This window comes from Klebsiella sp. BDA134-6 (genome assembly GCF_015601345.1).
Taxonomy (GTDB): domain Bacteria; phylum Pseudomonadota; class Gammaproteobacteria; order Enterobacterales; family Enterobacteriaceae; genus Klebsiella; species Klebsiella grimontii.
On sequence record NZ_CP064784.1, the window covers coordinates 912,054 to 931,965 of the forward strand.

14 protein-coding genes and 1 riboswitch are annotated in these 19,912 nt (G+C 57.9%); of the genes, 4 read left to right on the forward strand and 10 right to left on the reverse strand.

Annotated elements, in window-relative coordinates:
- Positions 1-5 precede the first annotated feature (5 nt).
- The 5 genes from rapA to araB form a co-directional block, all read right to left on the reverse strand.
- Positions 6-2,912 carry an RNA polymerase-associated protein RapA gene (gene rapA / locus IYV58_RS04260; protein WP_004128858.1) on the reverse strand — a complete coding sequence of 969 codons (2,907 nt, stop codon included), beginning with the start codon at positions 2,910-2,912 and terminating at the stop codon, positions 6-8.
- Positions 2,913-3,099: 187 nt separating this feature from the next.
- The gene (gene polB, locus IYV58_RS04265) at positions 3,100-5,457 is read right to left on the reverse strand and encodes a DNA polymerase II (RefSeq protein WP_195729442.1); all 2,358 of its coding nucleotides are present in this window, start codon (positions 5,455-5,457) and stop codon (positions 3,100-3,102) included.
- A 197-nt stretch (positions 5,458-5,654) separates the two neighbouring features.
- Positions 5,655-6,350: an L-ribulose-5-phosphate 4-epimerase gene (gene araD, locus IYV58_RS04270; protein ID WP_195729443.1), complete on the reverse strand. Its 696-nt coding sequence runs from the start codon at positions 6,348-6,350 to the stop codon at positions 5,655-5,657.
- Positions 6,351-6,417: 67 nt separating this feature from the next.
- Complete coding sequence (gene araA, locus IYV58_RS04275) at positions 6,418-7,920, reverse strand: L-arabinose isomerase (protein ID WP_195729444.1); 1,503 nt, start codon at positions 7,918-7,920, stop codon at positions 6,418-6,420.
- Positions 7,921-7,930: 10 nt separating this feature from the next.
- Positions 7,931-9,640 carry a ribulokinase gene (araB, locus tag IYV58_RS04280; protein ID WP_004128862.1) on the reverse strand — a complete coding sequence of 570 codons (1,710 nt, stop codon included), beginning with the start codon at positions 9,638-9,640 and terminating at the stop codon, positions 7,931-7,933.
- 337 nt (positions 9,641-9,977) lie between these two features.
- Here araB and araC point away from each other — a divergent pair, with 337 nt between their 5' ends.
- Entirely contained in the window at positions 9,978-10,823 is an 846-nt protein-coding gene (gene araC, locus IYV58_RS04285; protein WP_004128863.1) for an arabinose operon transcriptional regulator AraC, read from the forward strand.
- 128 nt (positions 10,824-10,951) lie between these two features.
- On the forward strand, positions 10,952-11,719 hold the full coding sequence (locus IYV58_RS04290) for a DedA family protein (protein WP_004128864.1): 768 nt from the start codon (positions 10,952-10,954) through the stop codon (positions 11,717-11,719).
- On the opposite strand, the gene thiQ is transcribed toward IYV58_RS04290, so the two are convergent.
- The 4 genes from thiQ to sgrR all read right to left on the reverse strand — a co-directional run bounded on the left by thiQ (position 11,706) and on the right by sgrR (position 16,847).
- A complete protein-coding gene (gene thiQ, locus IYV58_RS04295; protein WP_172879722.1) occupies positions 11,706-12,407 on the reverse strand; it encodes a thiamine ABC transporter ATP-binding protein ThiQ in 702 nt (233 codons plus the stop codon). The two genes, IYV58_RS04290 and thiQ, sit on opposite strands and share 14 nt — an antisense overlap.
- Positions 12,391-14,001, reverse strand: a complete 1,611-nt coding sequence (gene thiP, locus IYV58_RS04300; protein ID WP_004128869.1) for a thiamine/thiamine pyrophosphate ABC transporter permease ThiP — start codon at positions 13,999-14,001, stop codon at positions 12,391-12,393. The genes thiQ and thiP overlap by 17 nt, the downstream gene beginning before the upstream one ends.
- Positions 13,977-14,960, reverse strand: coding sequence for a thiamine ABC transporter substrate binding subunit (gene thiB, locus IYV58_RS04305; RefSeq protein ID WP_004128872.1), 984 nt, complete (start codon positions 14,958-14,960; stop codon positions 13,977-13,979). The genes thiP and thiB overlap by 25 nt, the downstream gene beginning before the upstream one ends.
- 31 nt (positions 14,961-14,991) lie before the next feature.
- Positions 14,992-15,154: riboswitch (TPP riboswitch) on the reverse strand.
- A 37-nt stretch (positions 15,155-15,191) separates the two neighbouring features.
- Positions 15,192-16,847 carry an HTH-type transcriptional regulator SgrR gene (sgrR, locus tag IYV58_RS04310; protein ID WP_004128875.1) on the reverse strand — a complete coding sequence of 552 codons (1,656 nt, stop codon included), beginning with the start codon at positions 16,845-16,847 and terminating at the stop codon, positions 15,192-15,194.
- Positions 16,848-16,934: 87 nt separating this feature from the next.
- Here sgrR and sgrT point away from each other — a divergent pair, with 87 nt between their 5' ends.
- Together sgrT and IYV58_RS04320 are read left to right on the forward strand one after the other, a co-directional pair.
- Positions 16,935-17,087: a glucose uptake inhibitor SgrT gene (sgrT, locus tag IYV58_RS04315; protein ID WP_004128878.1), complete on the forward strand. Its 153-nt coding sequence runs from the start codon at positions 16,935-16,937 to the stop codon at positions 17,085-17,087.
- Positions 17,088-17,318: 231 nt separating this feature from the next.
- Entirely contained in the window at positions 17,319-18,503 is a 1,185-nt protein-coding gene (locus IYV58_RS04320) for a sugar efflux transporter (protein WP_049123176.1), read from the forward strand.
- Positions 18,504-18,549: 46 nt separating this feature from the next.
- Here IYV58_RS04320 and IYV58_RS04325 read toward each other — a convergent pair whose 3' ends face one another.
- A complete protein-coding gene (locus tag IYV58_RS04325) occupies positions 18,550-19,860 on the reverse strand; it encodes an MFS transporter (RefSeq protein ID WP_004128885.1) in 1,311 nt (436 codons plus the stop codon).
- Positions 19,861-19,912: the final 52 nt, after the last annotated feature.

Below are 19,912 nucleotides of genomic sequence, written 5' to 3' on the forward strand. Positions count from 1 at the left end.
TTCCGTTACTGGTGGGTGACGACGATTAAGCGCAGCGCATCAAGACGCCAGCCTGCCTGAGCCAGCGCGTCCATCACCTGCTGACGATTGCTCTCGATAGCCGCCAGTTCATCATCGCGGATGTTCGGGTTCACGGCGCGCAGCGCTTCCAGGCGCGACAGCTCGGCCGTCAGCTTGTCGTCGGCTTCTTTACGCGCGGCGTCGATCAGCGCCTGGGCCGCTTTGGCGACCTGGCCTTCACCCTGCTGTAAAATCGCGTGGACGTCCTGCTGGACGGCATTAACCAACTTACTGCCTGTGTGGCGATTAACCGCGCTCAGCTGACGGTTAAAGCTTTCGAACTCCACCTGACCGGCGAGGTTGTTGCCGTTTTTGTCGAGCAGCATGCGTACCGGCGTCGGCGGCAGGAAGCGGTTGAGCTGCAGATGCTTCGGCGCCTGCGCTTCAACGACGTAAATCAGCTCCAGCAGCAGAGTGCCGACCGGCAGCGCTTTGTTCTTCAGCAGCGAAATGGTGCTGCTTCCGGTATCGCCGGAAAGGATCAGATCCAGACCGTTGATAATCAGCGGATGCTCCCAGGTGATGAACTGTGCGTCTTCGCGGGACAGGGCAACATCACGCTCAAAAGTAATGGTGCAGCCATCTTCCGGCAGACCCGGGAAATCCGGGACCAGCATATGGTCGGAGGGGGTCAGGACAATCAGATTCTCACCGCGATCGTCCTGGTTGATGCCGACGATATCAAACAGGTTCATGGAGAAAGCGATCAGGCTGGTGTCGTCATCCTGCTCTTCAATGCTTTCCGCAAGCTGCTGGGCTTTTTCACCGCCGTTGGAGTGGATCTCCAGCAGGCGGTCGCGGCCCTGCTCCAGCTGCGCTTTCAGCGCGTCATGCTGCTGGCGGCAAGCTTTGATCAGCTCGTCGAAGCCGTCGGTATTTTCCGGGGCGGCGAGATAGTTAATCAGTTCGTTATGCACGCTGTCGTAGACGGTACGGCCGGTCGGGCAGGTGTGCTCGAAAGCGTCCAGACCTTCGTGATACCAGCGCACCAGCACCGACTGGGCGGTTCTTTCCAGATAGGGAACGTGGATCTGAATATCGTGAGCCTGGCCGATACGGTCAAGACGGCCGATACGCTGTTCCAGCAGATCCGGGTTGAACGGCAGATCGAACATCACCAGGTTACTGGCGAACTGGAAGTTACGGCCTTCTGAGCCGATTTCAGAACACAGCAGCACCTGAGCGCCGGTATCTTCTTCGGCAAACCAGGCTGCAGCGCGGTCACGTTCAATAATCGACATCCCTTCGTGGAACACCGCCGCACGGATGCCTTCGCGTTCGCGCAGGACCTGCTCCAGCTGCAGCGCAGTAGCTGCCTTGGCGCAGATCACCAGCACTTTCTGCGAACGGTGGCTGGTGAGGTGGCCCATCAGCCACTCAACGCGCGGGTCGAAGTTCCACCAGGTGCCGGTATCGCCTTCAAACTCTTGATAAATCTGCTCCGGATAGAGCATATCGCGGGCGCGCTCTTCGGCAGTTTTACGGGCACCCATAATCCCGGAAACCTTGATAGCTGTCTGGTACTGGGTCGGCAGCGGCAGACGAATTGTATGCAGCTCGCGTTTCGGGAAACCTTTGACGCCGTTACGCGTGTTGCGGAACAGCACGCGGCTGGTGCCGTGGCGGTCCATTAGCATCGACACCAGCTCCTGACGAGCAGCCTGGGCATCATCGCGATCGCTGTTGGCGGCCTGCAATAGCGGTTCGATATCTTGTTCGCCGATCAGATCGCTCAGCGCGTTCAGCTCGGCGTCGTTCAGTTTATTCCCGGCCAGCAGCAGGGCCACGGCGTCGGCGACCGGACGGTAGTTCTGCTGCTCTTCAACAAACTGAGCGAAATCGTGGAAACGGTTAGGGTCGAGCAGGCGCAGGCGGGCGAAGTGGCTCTCCATCCCCAGCTGTTCCGGCGTCGCGGTGAGCAGCAGAATGCCCGGCACGCGCTCGGCCAACTGCTCAATGGCCTGATATTCGCGGCTTGGCGCGTCTTCACTCCACACCAGATGGTGCGCTTCATCGACGACCATCAGGTCCCATTCGGCATCGCACAGGTGCTCCAGGCGCTGCTTGCTGCGGCGCACGAAGTCCAGCGAGCAGATAACCAGCTGTTCGGTTTCGAACGGGTTAATGGCGTCGTGCTGCGCTTCGGCGTAGCGCTCATCGTCAAACAGCGAAAAGCGCAGGTTAAAGCGGCGCAGCATTTCCACCAGCCACTGGTGCTGCAGGGTTTCCGGAACGACGATCAGAACGCGTTCGGCAGCGCCGGAGAGCAGCTGCTGATGCAGGATCATCCCGGCTTCAATGGTTTTACCTAAACCCACTTCGTCCGCCAGCAGGACGCGCGGCGCGTGGCGGCGGCCAACGTCGTGAGCGATATTCAGCTGATGCGGGATCAGGCTGGTGCGCTGGCCGCGCAGGCCGCTCCACGGCATACGGTACTGTTCGCTCTGAAATTTACGCGCACGATAGCGCAGGGCGAAACGGTCCATACGGTCGATCTGCCCGGCGAACAGACGGTCCTGCGGTTTGCTGAAGACCAGTTTGCTGTCGAGCAGCACTTCACGCAGGGTGACGTTGGCTTCCTGGGTATCGAGGCGGGTACCGGTGTAGGCCAGCAGACCGTTCTCTTCATTAACTTCGTCAACCTGGAGCTGCCAGCCTTCATGGCTGGTGATGGTATCGCCCGGGTTGAACATCACGCGGGTGATCGGGGAGTCGTTGCGTGCGTACAGACGGTTTTCGCCGATGGCGGGGAAAAGCAGAGTCACCATGCGCGCGTCCAGCGCAACGACCGTCCCTAATCCCAGTTCGCTCTCTGTGTCGCTAATCCAGCGTTGACCAAGTGTAAAAGGCATATATGTTCGGCTCTTTAGTTCTTTGATTGCAGGCAATAGTTGATCATCTCCATGGAGAATCGGAGATACGTCAAAATTGGGTCCAGGAATGGAAAGGGCGCTATATTACTGGATGGCGGAACGTTCGTCACGTCCTCCTCACCCTTCATTTTACGGCTTTTGCGCCAGCGGAATGGGTGAGGAAAAATCAAAATAGCCCCAGTTGCCCCGTCACTATTGTAGCAAAATCGTCGTCGACAAAGGGAAGTATTCCTTCGGCGACAGGCTCTAATTGCTTAGAAAGGTAGTGTTCATAATCCAGCGGTGATTGCTGATAGTCCACCGGCTCCGGCCCGCCGGTGGTCCAGACATATTTAATGCTGCCGCGCTGCTGGTACTGTTGCGGCCTGCCTAACCTGACGTTTTGCTCATCAGCGAGCCTGGCCGCGCGCACGTGCGGCGGCACGTTGCGCTGATACTCCGCCAGCGGACGACGCAGGCGTTTACGGTAAATCAGACGATCGTCAAGCTCGCCGTTCATCAGCTTATCGATGGTTTCGCGTACGTAATCTTGATAGGGCTGATGACGAAAAATGCGCAGATAAAGCTCCTGCTGAAACTGCTGGGCCAGCGGCGTCCAGTCGGTACGTACCGTCTCCAGCCCTTTAAACACCATTCGCTGCTCGCCGCCTTCCTGAATCATCCCGGCGTAGCGCTTTTTACTGCCGGTGTCCGCGCCGCGAATGGTGGGCATGAGAAAGCGGCAGAAGTGGGTTTCGAACTCCAGCTCCAGTGTGCTGGCAAGTCCCTCTTTGCTGAGCTCCGCCGCCCACCATGCGTTGACGAAGTCCACCAGCGAGCGGCCGATACCGTTGGCTTCCTCTTCGCTGTGGGCCCGCTTGAGCCACACGAACGTGGAGTCGGTATCGCCGTAGATAACGTCGTAGCCCTGGGATTCAATCAGCGCTTTGGTCTGGCGCATAATCGCGTGGCCGCGCATGGTGATGGAGGAGGCCAGACGGGGATCGAAAAAGCGGCAGGCGCTGGTGCCGAGTACGCCGTAGAAGGCGTTCATAATGATCTTCAGCGCCTGCGACAGCGGCTTGTTTTTATGCTGCTTGGCCTCGTCGCGACCGTGCCAGATCTGCCCGACAATGCCCGGCAGGCAGTGTTTTTCTCGCGAAAAGCGCGCGCCGAGAAAGCCTTCGGTGCTATGAGCGTCATCGGGATGCGCCAGCCCTTCAACCAGCCCCACGGGATCAATCAGGAAGGTGCGGATAATCGACGGATACAGGCTTTTGTAGTCCAGCACCAGCACCGAGTCGTAGAGGCCGGGGCGCGAGTCCATCACGTAGCCGCCGGGACTGGCCTGCGGCGGTACTGCGCCAAGGTTCGGCGCAACGTAGCCGAGCCGGTGCATGCGCGGGAAATAGAGATGGCTGAAGGCGGCGACCGAACCGCCGTGGCGATCAGCAGGCAGGCCGTTGACCGTCGCGCGCTCTAGTAAAAAAGGCATGATCTCGGTTTTATGGAAGATGCGCGTAACCAGCTCGCAGTCCTGCAGGTTGTATGTCGCCAGCGCCGGTTTATCCTGGTGAAAACGGCGATCGATTTCATCCATCCGATCCCAAGGGTTATCAATGGCTTTGCCCTCACCGAGCAGTTCGCGGGCCACCGATTCCAGGGCAAAAGAGGAGAAGTTCCAGAACGCGGATTTCAGCGCCTCGATGCCATCGATAATCAGTCGGCCGTTGGCCTGAGCAAAGAAGACGCCATTTTTAAAACCGTGCTCGCGCCACTCCAGTTCGCTGTTGCCGCGCCCGAGCATCAGCGGGATACGATAGCGCTCGGCGTGCTTTTGCAGAACGCGTAAATCGAACTGCACCACGTTCCAGCCGATCAGCACGTCCGGGTCGTGAGCGGCAAACCAGGCGTTAAGCTTTTCCAGCAGCAGCGGGCGGCTGGCGACGTACTCCAGCGTGAAGTTGACGGCTGGCAGCGAGGCGGGCTCCGGCCCGAGCATATAGACGACCCGCTGGCCGCAGCCTTCAAGACCAATGCAGTAGAGTTCGCCGTGGCGGCTGGTTTCGATGTCCAGCGACACCCATTTCAGCGGCGGACGGTAGTGGGGGTTGGGCTTCATTCGCGCGTTAACCAGCCGCTGGCCGCGCGCCTCGCCTTCCACCCACACCGGGGCGGTAATAAAGCGCTCCATCAGATAGCGCTCCGGCGGGCGAATGTCGCCTTCATATACCGTGATGCCGTTTTCGCGCAGCTTTTTTTCCAGCCGCATCAGCTGGCGGTGAGCGCGGCAGTAGAGGCCAAATACCGGCTGGCGATGAAAATCTTGCAGATTGAGCGCAGCAAGGCGATGGCCGTTTTCGCCCTGCAGCAGGCGTTCAACTTGCGGACGCTGAGATTCGGCAATGAACGCCACGGATTCCTGCGGCGGCAGCGTGACCTCAAGCGGGCCGTCATCAGTCGCCAGCCAGAAAGTCAGTTCGGTGCCCTGTGGGGTATCCCGCCAGTGACGGGTGAGTAAAAAACCTGCTCGTGGCTGCGTCACGCCGTGCTCTCATGAGTCAAAACCAGGCCTGATTATAGCCTGGTTCACGAAATGATGCTGGGGTTTTATACAGGTATAGGCCGGAGGTTGTGTTGCGCGCTGTTTCCCGGATTGCGGCGTAAACGCCTTATCCGGGCTACTCGTCCGCAGAGGGTAGCCCGGCTAAGCGTAGAGCGAGCCGGGACTACTGTGGAGGTTTACTGTCCGTAATAGGCTTTCGCGCCGTGCTTGCGCAGATAGTGTTTATCCAGCAGCGTTTGCTGCATCTCCGGCAGCTGCGGTGCCAGCTGGCGGCAGAAGATACCCATATAGGCGATCTCTTCCAGAACGATAGCGTTATGCACCGCATCTTCGGCGTTTTTCCCCCAGGCAAACGGGCCATGCGAGTGCACCAGCACGCCGGGCATTTGCGCTGGATCGATCCCTTTTTCACGGAAGGTTTCGACGATCACCGCGCCGGTTTCCCATTCGTACTCGCCGTTGATCTCCTCGTCGGTCATCAGACGGGTACAGGGGACCGCGCCGTAGAAGTAGTCGGCGTGGGTGGTGCCGGAGGCGGGAATCGACTGTCCGGCCTGCGCCCAGATGGTGGCGTGACGCGAGTGAGTATGAACAATGCCGCCCAGCGTCGGGAATGCCTGATACAGCAAACGGTGGGTTGGCGTATCCGACGAGGGTTTTTTCTCGCCTTCAACCACTTCGCCGGTCTCCAGGCTGACCACCACCATATCTTCGGCGCTCATTACGCTGTAGTCGACGCCGGAGGGTTTAATCACCAGCACGCCCCGTTCACGGTCGACGGCGCTGACGTTGCCCCAGGTGAGGGTGACCAGATTATGCTTTGGCAGGGCCAGGTTGGCTTCGAGAACCTGGCGTTTGAGATCTTCTAACATACTGTGCTCCGAATTGCTGGCGAGTCAGTTCCCCTCACCCCAAGGGAGAGGGTGAGGGAACGGCCTCTTAGCGTTTTGAACCGTAATACACTTCGTTCCAGCGCAGCGCGTCCTTGAAGGAGGGCAGACGGGTTTCGTTATCAATCACGGTCAGCTCAATATCCTGCAGCTCAGCAAACTGGCGCATGTCGTCGAGGGTTAGCGCATGGCTGAAGACAGTGTGGTGCGCGCCGCCGGCGATGATCCACGCTTCAGACGCGGTGCGCAGATCCGGATGCGCTTTCCACAGGGCGTTGGCGACCGGCAGCTTCGGCAGCTCGTGCGGGGTTTTCACCGTCTCAATGGTGTTCACCAGCAGACGATAGCGATCGCCGAGATCGATCAGGCTGGCAACGATCGCCGGGCCGGTCTGGGTGTTAAAGATGATGCGCGCCGGATCGGCTTTACCACCGATACCCAGAGGCTGGACGTCGAGAATCGGTTTCTCCGCGGTGGCGATGGTCGGGCAGACTTCCAGCATATGCGAGCCCAGAGCCAGATCGTTGCCTTTCTCGAAGTGATAGGTGTAATCCTCCATAAAGGAGGTGCCGCCCTGCAGACCAGTTGCCATCACCTTCATGATGCGAAGCAGAGCGGCGGTTTTCCAGTCGCCCTCGCCCGCAAAGCCGTAGCCCTGCTGCATCAGACGCTGCACGGCGAGACCCGGAAGTTGTTTCAGGCCGTGTAAATCTTCAAAGGTGGTGGTAAACGCGTGGAAGCCGCCTTGTTCCAGGAAGTGCTTCATCCCCAGCTCAATGCGCGCGGCGTCGAGAAGGTTCTGCCGTTTATCGCCGTGGATTTGTACCGCGGGCGTCAGACGATAGCTGCTTTCATACTCATCAATCAGCGCGCTGATTTCGCCGTCGGTGACCGCATTGACGACCTGCACCAGATCGCCCACCGCCCAGGTGTTAACCGAGAAGCCAAACTTGATCTGCGCGGCGACTTTATCCCCGTCGGTAACCGCCACTTCGCGCATGTTATCGCCGAAGCGGCAGACTTTCAGGTGACGGGTATCCTGTTTAGAGACCGCCTGACGCATCCACGCGCCGATGCGCTGATGCGCTTCTTTATCCTGCCAGTGGCCGGTCACCACGCTGTGCTGCTGACGCATTCGGGCGCCGATGAAGCCAAACTCGCGGCCGCCGTGCGCGGTCTGGTTCAGGTTCATAAAGTCCATATCGATGCTGTCCCACGGCAGGGCCGCGTTGAACTGGGTATGGAACTGCATCAGCGGTTTATTCAGGATCGTGAGGCCGTTAATCCACATTTTCGCGGGCGAGAAAGTATGCAGCCACACCACCATCCCGGCGCACTTGTCATCGTAATTGGCGTCGCGGCAGATATGGGTAATCTCATCCGGGGTTGTACCCAGCGGTTTCAGCACCAGTTTGCACGGCAGCTTGGCTTCCGCATTCAGGCTGCTCACCACATGTTCTGCGTGCTTCGTAACCTGACGTAGCGCTTCAGGGCCATACAGATGCTGGCTACCGATGACGAACCACACTTCATAATTATTAAAAATAGTCATTTTTATATCCTTAATGGGTGAGAGCTGCCTGCGATTGCGGCGCGGTTTCCGCCTTTGCAGTCGAAGGGAGATAACGTTGTTCCGCGCTGAGCGACCACTGCTGGTAGCGCTGGTAGAGTTGTTCGAAGCGTTGCGCCTGGGCCGGACGGGGCTGCAGGGTACTTTCCACCTGGCTGGCCATGTTTTCCTGCGCGGCGGGTATATCGCGGTATACGCCCGCAGCGACGGCGGCGAAGATAGCCGCGCCCAGCGCGCAGCACTGATCGGAGGCGACGATTTGCAGCGGGCGATTTAGCACATCGCAACAGGCCTGCATGATCACCGGGTTTTTCCGCGCGATGCCGCCGAGCGCCATCACGTTATTGACCGGGATCCCCTGGTCGGTGAAGCACTCCATAATGGCGCGGGCGCCGAAGGCGGTGGCGGCAATCAGCCCGCCGAACAGCGCCGGGGCGTCGGTGGCGAGATTGAGATCGGTAATGACCCCTTTTAGACGCTGGTTGGCATTCGGCGTACGGCGGCCGTTAAACCAGTCCAGCACGACCGGCAGATGGTCAAGAGACGGATTTTTCGCCCAGGCGTCGGTCAGGGCAGGCAGCAGCTGTTTCTGGCTGGCTTTGATCTGCTCTTTGAGTTCCGGATGCGCTTGCGCCAGCTGCTCCAGTGGCCAGCCGAGGATGCGGCCAAACCAGGCGTAGATGTCGCCAAAAGCGGATTGCCCCGCTTCCATACCGATAAAGTCAGGCACAACGCTACCGTCGACCTGGCCGCAAATACCCTTCACCGTACGCTCGCCGACGCTCTGTTTATCGGCGATCAGAATGTCGCAGGTGGAGGTGCCGATCACTTTGACCAGCGCGTTTGGCTGTGCACCGGCGCCGACGGCGCCCATATGGCAGTCGAAAGCGCCGCCGGAGATGGCGACGGTTTGCGGCAGGCCCAGGCGCGCGGCCCACTCGGCGGTCAGGGTGCCCACCGGGACATCCGCAGTCCAGGTATCGCTGAACATCGGGTAGGCCAGGTTTTGGTTGATAATCGGGTCGAGTTCATCGAAGAAACCGGCTGGCGGCAGGCCGCCCCAGCTTTCGTGCCACAGCGATTTATGCCCGGCGCTGCAGCGGCCGCGACGAATATCCTGCGGGCGGGTGGTCCCGGAAAGCAGCGCGGGTACCCAATCGCATAGCTCAATCCACGACGCGGCGGCCTCGGCGATGGCGCTATCGTGGCGGGTAACGTGGAGGATTTTGGCCCAGAACCATTCACTGGAGTAGATACCGCCGATATAGCGGGAGTAGTCTTCTTTACCCGGCTGGTGGCACAGGCGGGTAATCTCCTCCGCTTCTTCCACCGAGGTGTGGTCTTTCCACAGGACGAACATGGCGTTGGGGTTGCTGGCGAATTCGTCGCGTAGCGCCAGGACGTTGCCGTCGGCGTCAATGGGCGCGGGAGTTGAGCCGGTGCTATCCACGCCGATACCCACCACGGCAGCGCGCTGTTCAGCGCTCAGTGAGGCAAGGACGCTTTTCAGCGCGGCTTCCATCGATTCAATATAGTCGCGCGGATGATGGCGGAACTGGTTGTTCGGGCCATCACAAAACAGCCCCTCCTGCCAGCGCGGATACCACTCGACGCTTGCGGCGAGCTCTTCGCCCGTTGCGCACTCTACCGCCAGGGCGCGTACTGAATCACTGCCAAAATCGAGGCCAATCGCAATTGCCATGCTGTTACTCCATGCTAAAAATCATTCATGGTGAAACAGTAGATATCTGGGCTGAAAACCGTCAGGCTGTATTCGCTAATCTTATGGACTATATTGCTGTGACGTCGCAAAGTGTGACGCCGTGCAAATATTCAATGTGGACTTTCCTGTCGTCTTTATAGACACTTCAGTTATGCGCTAAAAGCGCCTGAATTGTGCGCTGCGCTCAGTTTTAGCCGAGAGGTGGCGGGTTTTAATTCAATTTATAACCCGCGTCGCAGCACGCGCTGTCAGCCAGAGGATAAAATGCAAGGTATGGACAATTGGTGTCCTCAATGTCTCCAGGAGAGCAGAGTTTATGGCCGAAACGCAAAACGATCCTTTGTTGCCGGGTTACTCTTTTAACGCCCATCTGGTGACGGGCCTGACGCCGATTGACGCCGATGGGTATCTGGATTTCTTTATTGACCGTCCGCTGGGGATGAAAGGCTATATCCTGAACCTGACGATTCGTGGCGAAGGGGTGATCAATAACCACGGGGAGCAGTTTATCTGTCGGCCCGGCGACATGCTGCTATTTCCACCGGGAGAGATTCACCATTATGGCCGTCACCCCGATGCTCGCGAGTGGTATCACCAGTGGGTCTATTTCCGGCCGCGCGCCTACTGGCATGAATGGCTAAACTGGCCGACTATTTTCGCCCAGACCGGTTTTTTTCGTCCCGATGAGCAGTGGCAGACGCGCTTTGGCGAACTGTTCGGGCAGATTGTGGAAGCTGGGCAGGGGGCCGGGCGTTACTCTGAACTGCTAGCGATCAATCTCATGGAGCAACTGCTGCTCAGGCGCATGGAGGCCATCAACGAATCGCTGCATCCGCCGCTGGATAATCGGGTGCGCGATGCCTGCCAGTACATCAGCGACCATCTGGCGGACAGTCATTTTGATATCGCCAGCGTCGCCCAGCACGTGTGCCTGTCGCCGTCGCGCCTGTCGCATCTGTTCCGCCAGCAGCTGGGGATCAGCGTGCTGGGGTGGCGGGAGGATCAGCGCATTAGCCAGGCCAAGCTGCTGCTGAGCACCACGCGGATGCCGATCGCCACCGTTGGCCGTAACGTCGGTTTCGAGGATCAGCTCTACTTTTCGCGCGTATTTAAGAAATGTACCGGCGCCAGCCCGAGCGAGTTTCGCGCCGGGTGTGAATAAAAAGTAAAGAAAGTGAAATGATGGCCCGGATTATTAACACAGCCAGTAAACTATACAAACAAATGATGGCTTGACGAAGTATTTACGGCTCCGGAGAATCCGTGCTTCGTTTTTAAACCGGGTACATTATGCAAGCATTGCTGGAACACTTTATTACTCAATCCACGGTCTATTCCCTGATAGCCGTTCTGCTGGTTGCCTTCCTGGAGTCGTTGGCGCTGGTGGGGCTTATCTTACCGGGAACGGTGATGATGGCCGGATTGGGGGCGCTGATCGGCAGCGGCGAGGTTAACTTCTGGCAGGCGTGGCTGGCGGGGATTATCGGCTGTCTGCTCGGTGACTGGATTTCGTTCTGGCTGGGCTGGCGCTTCAAAAAGCCGCTACACCGCTGGTCTTTTTTAAAGAAAAATAAAGCGCTGCTGGATAAAACCGAGCATGCGCTGCACCAGCACAGCATGTTGACCATTCTGATTGGCCGATTTGTCGGGCCGACGCGCCCGCTGGTGCCGATGGTCGCCGGAATGCTCGATCTGCCGGTCGCGAAATTCATCCCGCCAAATATCATTGGCTGCCTGCTGTGGCCGCCGCTCTACTTCTTACCGGGGATCCTCGCCGGGGCGGCCATTGATATTCCGTCCGATGAGAATAGCGCCAGCTTTAAGTGGCTGTTGCTGGGCGCGGCGCTGCTGGCGTGGCTGGCGGCGTGGCTGTGCTGGCGGCTGTGGCGCAGCGCCAAAAATTCCGCCGATCGGTTAACCCGCTTTCTGCCGCGTTCGCGTCTGCTGTGGCTTGCTCCGCTTACGGTGTGCGCCGCCGGGGCCACGCTGGTTTTCACCTTCCGCCACCCGCTGATGCCAGTCTATCTGGAGATCCTACAGAAGGTTATTTTGCGCTAATTCCCAGCAGCGTCGAGGCGCTGCTGTTGCCGCTGAGCAGCGAGGCGGTGTCGCCATCCCAGGCGATTCGTCCCTCAGCCACAACCACCGACCGCGGCGCGATGCGCGCCGCATCTTCTACGCTGTGCGATACCATTAATAGCGTCAGCCGCTGCTGCTGGCAGACGTTGGCAACCAGCGCCAGCATCTCCTGCCTCAGCGCGGGATCGAGCGCCGAGAAAGGTTCATCCAGCAGCAGCACCGGCTGCTTGCGTACCAGACAGCGCGCTAGCGCCGCGCGCTGACGCTGGCCGCCGGAAAGCTCTCCCGGCAGCCGTTCTAGCATCGCGTCGATCCCCATCTGTCCGGCGATGACCCGCAAATGGGCGGTTTGTTCCGGGTTCAGCTTAAGCCCCGGATGCATTCCCAGAGCAATGTTCTGGCGGATTGTGAGGTGGTTAAACAGGTTATTTTCCTGAAACAGCATCGATACCGGACGACGCGCGGGCGGCGTGTGGGTATGAGGCTGGCCGTCGATGTCGATACTGCCGTTGGCGGGAGGCAAAAAACCGGCAATCAGGTTCAGCAGCGTGCTTTTCCCGGCCCCGCTGGGGCCAAGCACCGCGATGCGTTCTCCGCGTTCGACGGAAAGCGTAAAGCGCATCGGCAGATGCTGGTAAAGCCAGGTCACATCATTCAGTTTTAGCATCGCGCCCCGGAAGTTTTTCAATCACGCTAAAGAGTAAAAAGCACAGCAGCAGGAGCAGGAGGGCGGTTACGGCGCCGTCCTGGCTACGATAAGAACCGATCTGCTGATACAGGTAGAATGGCAGGGTACGAAAATCTTCGTTACCAAACAGCGCCACCACGCCGAAGTCGCCAATCGACAGCACGCAGGCGAAGGCCAGCGCCTGGGCCAGCGGGCGCTTTAACGCGCGAAGCTCAACCACCCTGAGACGGGTAAATCCGTGCATCCCCAGCGACTGGCAGAGGGTGCCGTAGCGGGCGGCGATATCGCGCATCGGGTTCTCCAGCACCTTCAGCGCGTAGGGGATCGCCATCAGCGCGTTGGTGAAAATCACGATACCGTCGGCGGACTCGGGCAGGCCCACACTGTTATTGAGCAGCAGGAAGAAGCCGGTGGCCAGCACGATGCCCGGCATAGCGAGGATCAGCATCCCGCTCAGCTCAAGCGCCTGCCCGGCCAGAGGGCGACGGCGGGCGCGAAGCTCGCGGCTGCTCCACAGCAGCATCATGGTCAGGATAACGCTCAAGAGCCCGGCGGCAACCGCGATGCGCAGCGATGTCCCCAGCGCCTGCCACAGCGCGGGCTGATGCAGCACGCGAAACAGATTGCTATTCAGACCGTCAAGTATCACCGCCAGCAGCGGCGGCAGCAGCAGCAAAAGCGCTGCGCCAATCAACGCCATGTCACACAACCGGCTGTACCGCCGGTCGTCGGGATCGCGCCAGCCGCGAATATGACTGGCCCCGATGGCGAGGGCTTTGCTCAGCCGTTGGCTAAGCAGCACCAGCCCAAGGCAGCAGATCATCTGGATCAGCGCCAGCATCGCCGCGCGGCCCGGGTCGTAGTCGAAATTAAGGGCCTGGTAAATCGCCAGTTCGATGGTGGTTGCCCGTGGGCCGCCGCCCAGCGACAGCACGGTTGCAAAGCTGGCGAAACAGAGCATAAAGATCAGCGCCGCGACCGGAGCAATTTGCCTGCGCAGCCACGGCCACTCGACCAGACGGAAGAAAACGTAGCCGCGCATGCCGAGCTGGGCGGCGATTTGCCGCTGCTCGCCGGGGATATTTTCCAGCGTTTGCAGCAGCAGGCGCGTGGCCATGGGCATATTAAAGAATACGTGCGCCAGCAGGATCCCCTGTAGCCCGTAAGGCGAGAACGACCACTGCCAGCCGAAAGCGTTAAATAATTCGGCCAGCCAGCCCTGACGGCCGTAGACGCTAAGGATGCCGAAGACCGCCACCAGCACCGGCAGAATTAAGGTCATTGCGCAAAGGCGCAGCAGCAGCGTTCGCCCGGGGAATCGACGCCGGTAGAGGGCGCGGGCGAGAAATATCGCCGGCAGCACCGAAAAAAGCGCCGAAAGAAAGGCCTGCCAGAAAGAGAAACGTACGACGTGCCAGAGATAGCTATCGCTGATCAGCACGCCCCAGGCCGCTTCCGGCGCGCTGAACCACAGCGCCAGAAAGGCGGCCAGCGCCACGACGACCAGAATGATGGCCGCCGTGACTCCCGGCAGTAGCCAGCCGAAAGCTAGCGGCTGACGGCGCGTTGCCATGCGCTGATCCAGTTCTGGCGTTCGGTAGCCACCTGCTGCGGGGTAAATTCGAGGGTCGTTTGTGGTTTCATCAGCGCGTCAAAGCCTGACGGAAGCGCAACCTGAGTGACCGGATACATCCAGTTGCCGGTCGGGATCGCGTTCTGGAAGCCAGGGGATACCATAAATTTGAGGAATTTTTCCGCCAGCTCCGGCTGTTTGCTGGCTGCAGTGCGGGCGGCAACCTCGACCTGCAGGTAGTGGCCTTCAGCAAAGTTTGCCGCGGCATAGTTCTCTTTCTTCTCTGCAATAATGTGATAAGCCGGGGAGGTGGTATAGCTCAGCACCAAATCGCTCTCGCCTTTCAGGAACAAGCCGTAGGCTTCGCTCCAGCCTTTGGTGACGGTGACGGTTTTCGCCGCTAGCTTCTGCCAGGCCTCCGGCGCTTTATCGCCGTAAACTTTTTGCATCCACAGCAGCAGCCCCAGTCCCGGCGTGCTGGTGCGCGGATCTTCATAAATCACCCGCCATTTCTGCTCGCCCTCAACCAGCTCTTTCAGGCTTTTCGGCGGATTTTTCAGCTTGTTTTTATCGTAAACAAAAGCGAAGTAGCCGTAATCGAACGGGACGAAGGTGTCGTTGTCCCAGCCGCCGGGCACGCTGACCGCGCTGGCCGGTACGCCGCTTTTGGCGAACAGGTTGCTCTGCGAGGCGGCTTCCAGCAGGTTGTTATCCAGCCCAAGCACCACGTCGGCTTTGCTGTTTTTGCCTTCCATGCGCAGACGATTGAGCAGCGAGACGCCGTCTTCCAGCGCCACGAACTTCAGTTCGCAGCCGCAGTCGGCTTCAAAGGCTTTTTTAACCGCCGGGCCGGGGCCCCAGTCGGCGGAGAACGAGTCGTAGGTATAAACGGTGAGCAGCGGTTTGGCAAAAACGGGCGCGGCGACCAGCGCCAACAGCGGGAGTAATTTTTTCAACACTTTGCACCTCAGAAAAAGGGGGGGCAAAGGATTTTGAGTGGGCCTCAAATCCCTTCGCCGGCGTTATCCGGATCAGGTTCGACGGGTATTTTCTCAGCCCATACGCTTTATCTTCGGGTTGCTTCTGCGCTAACCGCGCCTTGAGGCAACTTGAATGAGATTGCGTATGTTTATTAGCACCCCGTTGAGAACGGCAGTTAGTGTAATGATTTTGTCTGCGGACTGAAAGTATTACGGCTCCGGCGGCGCGAACCACGCGGATTTAAAGTCAAACCAGCCAAGCGTGTTCATGCGTACGCCGCGCATGCTGCGCTGTCCCTGGATCATCAGCCAGTGGTGAATGAGCGGCACTACGGTTTGATTGGCCAGCAGCTTCTGGCTCCAGGTGGCGGGGTTAAGCTCTCCCGCACGCCAGAGGCTTGCGTCCTCCTCCCAGTCGATGGGAATACAGTTGCGAATCAGCGGGACTTCATACAGCCAGGCAAACAGGGAAAAATCGATCGGCAGGGTAAAGTTGGCGCTGTTGAGCCACACGTCGCTGACCGCTTCACCGCGGTGCCACTCCTGGTATTCCAGTTCCTGAATTTCCAGCTTAACCTGATGCTCGGCCAGCAACGTCGCCATGATTCCGCCGATCACGCGATGTTCGACGTGGTCCTGGTAGTAGGTCAGCCTGACCGTTTCCAGGCCCGGCGGTTTTTCGCAGGCGTGGCTGCGCGCGTGATGCCAGCGGGGCAGCAGGCCATAGGCCGGGAACCAGTTACCCTGATAGTGCTCGCCGGCGTGGTAGAGCAGGCTGGCGGGCTGGAACAGATAACTCAGCCACTGGCGTACCGACGCGTTGGCGCCGAGCGGGCTGCGGGCATCGAACAGCAGGTAATAACAACCTTCTTCCAGACGGCTTTCTACCGCTTTCTCGCTTTGCGTGGTGCCCTGTAACGTTAACCCGCCGTTGGGCTCTTCGCTGATTTCCGGCAGGACCCAGACGTTCACTTCATCGATTAGCGCCCTGTAGCCGAAATAGTCGTCAAAGGCGTGAATTTTGAGCTGATTCTGGTTATTGCGCACCACCGAGTAGGGCCCGGTGCCGACGGGGATGCTGGAGAAATTATCCATCGACTGCCACTCGTGCGGCAGGATCATGGCCGGAACCTGGCTTAACAACCACGGCAACCAGCGGTCAGGTTGGGCGAGATGAATATCGAGGGTCCAGGCAGTAGGGGAGTCGATGCGCTCGATATGTGAGAACAGCGGCAGGGCGTTGCTGCGCTGCAGGGAGGTGATGACATCCTCCATCTCCAGTTCGCGTCCATGATGAAAATGAATCCCCGGACGCAGGAAAAAGCGCCAGTGGGTCGGGGTGATCTGCTGCCAATGGTGAGCAATATCGGCCTCCAGTTCCCCATTTTCCTCATTTACCCGAGTGAGAGCGCTAAAAATCTGCCGGGCGATGTGGGTTTCCGAGCGGCGCAGCGCGCTGCCGGGCAGCAAATTTTTCATCGGACGATAGTAGAGCACGCGCAGAATATGCCGTCCCTGACGAAAGCTGCGGCCCAAATGGGAAACCAGCATTTGTCGGACGGCGGCTTTATCGCCAACCAACTGCACCAGCTGATCGATTCTGTCCTGTTCCAGCAGGTCTTCCGCTCGCTGCTGCTGCAGCGCGAGGCCGGTATAGAGAAATGAGAGCTGGGAACGTTTGCCGCGTCCGGCTTCCGCCGCCCAGGTTAGCCAACCGCGCTCCTCCATCATGTTCAGTAAGGTTCGCATATGGCGGCGCGAGCAGCTCAGCATAGTGGCCAGATCGTTGAGCGTGGTCTCCTGCGACTTGCCGTCGCAGCACTGCCACAGGCGGATGAACTGCTGTTGTAAACGACCGGAAGACATAAAAGGGGAACTCCTGATAAAAACTCAGCAATTTATTACTCCCTATATTAAGGCAATAATCAACGCCGATGAAGCGAGGAGGTGGATATGATGAGGTCAACTGCAAAACAGTTCTACCAACGCTACTTTTCTGCGACGCAGGATGCGTCCTGGCTGGCCCGCCTGATGGCAGGAAGACAGCAGGAAATTCTCGGTGAACTGATGCAGTGGGGAGTTACGTCGCAGACCTCTGAACATTGACTTGCAGACATCATGTGTGACTGAGTATTGGTGTTATACTCGTCGTCTTTCAAGCTGCAGGTGCGTTGGCTGCGCCCGCTCGCCCAGGTCACATAGTTATCTATGTTCCCAGGGACTTACGTTCTGGCCGCCTGCCCGCAACTCGAAATCCATAGAGTATAGAATCACCCGCCAGCAGAAAACTTCTGCTGGCTTTTTTCGTTTTCTTCTTCGCGTGTTTAAGGATATTTCATGCTGTGGTTAATGACGATGGGGCGTCGGCTTAACGGCGTTTACGCCGCTTTTATGCTTGTCGCTTTCATGATGGGGATCGCAGGCGCGCTGCAGGCGCCGACGCTCAGCTTATTTCTTAGCCGCGAAGTCGGTGCGCAGCCTTTCTGGGTGGGGCTGTTCTATACCGTTAACGCCATTGCCGGGATTCTGGTCAGCCTGGCGCTGGCTAAACGCTCCGATAGTCGGGGCGATCGTCGACGGCTGATAATGTTTTGCTGCCTGATGGCGGTGGGAAACGCGCTGCTGTTTGCGTTCAATCGCCACTATCTGACGCTGATAACCTGCGGGGTTATGCTGGCCTCCGTGGCGAATGCCGCGATGCCGCAACTCTTCGCTCTGGCGCGGGAATATGCCGATAGCTCGGCGCGCGAAGTGGTGATGTTCAGTTCGATAATGCGCGCGCAGCTCTCGCTGGCGTGGGTCATTGGCCCACCGCTGGCGTTTATGCTGGCGCTGAATTATGGCTTCACCACCATGTTCTCCATTGCCGCCGGGATCTTTGTTATTAGCCTGGTGCTGATCGCTTTTAAGCTACCGTCGGTCGCCCGCGTTGAACAACCCTCGGAAGGGGCCGAAGTGTTGGTGCAGGCCGGAGGGTGGCACGATAAAAACGTACGGATGCTGTTTATCGCTTCCACGCTGATGTGGACCTGCAATACCATGTATATCATTGATATGCCTTTATGGATCAGCAGCGATCTTGGTCTTCCCGACAGCCTTGCTGGGATCCTGATGGGCACCGCTGCTGGGCTGGAGATCCCGGCGATGATTCTGGCGGGCTACTACGTTAAGCGCTGGGGCAAACGCAATATGATGGTGACGGCGGTTGCGGCGGGCGTGCTGTTTTATATTGGTCTGATTCTGTTTCACGACCGCGTTGCGCTGCTGATTTTACAGCTGTTTAATGCCGTCTTTATCGGCATTGTGGCCGGGATTGGCATGCTGTGGTTTCAGGATCTGATGCCAGGAAGGGCGGGGGCCGCGACGACGCTGTTTACCAACAGTATTTCCACCGGAGTCATTCTGGCCGGGGTCATTCAGGGGGCGCTGTCGCAAAGCTATGGGCACGCCAGCGTCTACTGGACGATTGCTGCGATTTCTCTGGTGACGCTGTTTATGACCAGCAGGGTGAAAGATATCTAAGCGTTTTCATTGCCCCGGTATCCTGCCGGGGCAATGTCTGGGGCGGTTATTTCAATTCAATTCTTTTTATATCGCCGATAATAAAAATATAAGCGATAACGCCAACCAGCGCGGTTAAACCGATATAAATCAGCGCGTAGAAAAAATTACCGGTCATGGATATGATGACCCCTATAATTAAAGGGGCAATAATTGATGCCATATTCGCACAGAAGTTAAAAATGCCACCGGTAAGCCCGGCCATATTTTTTGGGGCGATATCAGAGATAAGCGTCCAGCCCAGGCCAACCATCCCCTGACCAAAAAATGCGATCGACATAATAATAATCACCGCGGTATTGCTGTCGACCCAGTTTGCAAGGATGATGCTGCTCGAAAGTAGCAGCCCTGAAATAATCGGCAGCTTCCTGCTAATATTAACCGAACGGGTTTTCTTTAATATTCTATCGGATGTCCAGCCGCCGAAAAATATCCCGATAGCGGCGGCCAGGAACGGCCAGGAGGCGAAGAAACCCACGTGCAGCCACGGTAAGTGGCGCTCGTTGGCCAGATAAGTCGGGAACCATGTCAGGAAGAATACCAGCGTGGTGTTACCGGCAAATTGCCCAAGGCTAGCGCCAATGATTTGTCGGCAGCACAGTAAACGTTTCGCATCAGGCCAGTTGAAAGGGATGTTTTCATTGGCGGCAGCCGTATTTTCTACGCCGATATACTCCAGTTCTGCTTTATTTGCCGTTGTTGATTGATGCGGTTCGTGATAAAACCTCCACCATACAAAAGTAAACGCGATGCCCAGTCCGCCGGTCAGAATAAACAACGTTCGCCAGCCATGATGTTCAAGAATTAAAAAAAGTAGCGGGGAGAATGCGGCCAGACCAATATATTCACCGACGGTGTAAGTTGCCGTCGCGCGGGCGCGTTCATGCTGGGGAAACCATTTACTGACGACTCGGCTATTAACCGGGAAGCAGGGGGCTTCGCTGATACCTAAGCCTAAACGCAGCAGCAGCAGAGACTTTAGCCCGACAGAAAAGCTTTGTAATAAGGTAAAGGTTGACCAGAAGAAAATAGAAAGCGCGTAGGTCAGTTTATTACCAAAGCGATCTAAAAACATCCCGCCAGGAATTTGTGCCAGCGCGTAGGTCCAGGCGAAAGCAGAAAAAACGATCCCCATCATCGCTGGGTCAATATGTATTTCGCTTGTTAACTTGGGAGCAACAATACCTAAAATAGTACGATCGAGATAATTTATCATCGTCCCTATCGATAGTAACATTAAAATTACAATTCGCGTTTTAGTTCGCTTCTGCGTGGCCGACGGCAAAATCGGCCGTTCCTGAGCATCGATCGTCCTCATAGTAATTTCCTTTAAAGTTTAAAATATTTTTGCATGTATTTATGCATGCAGA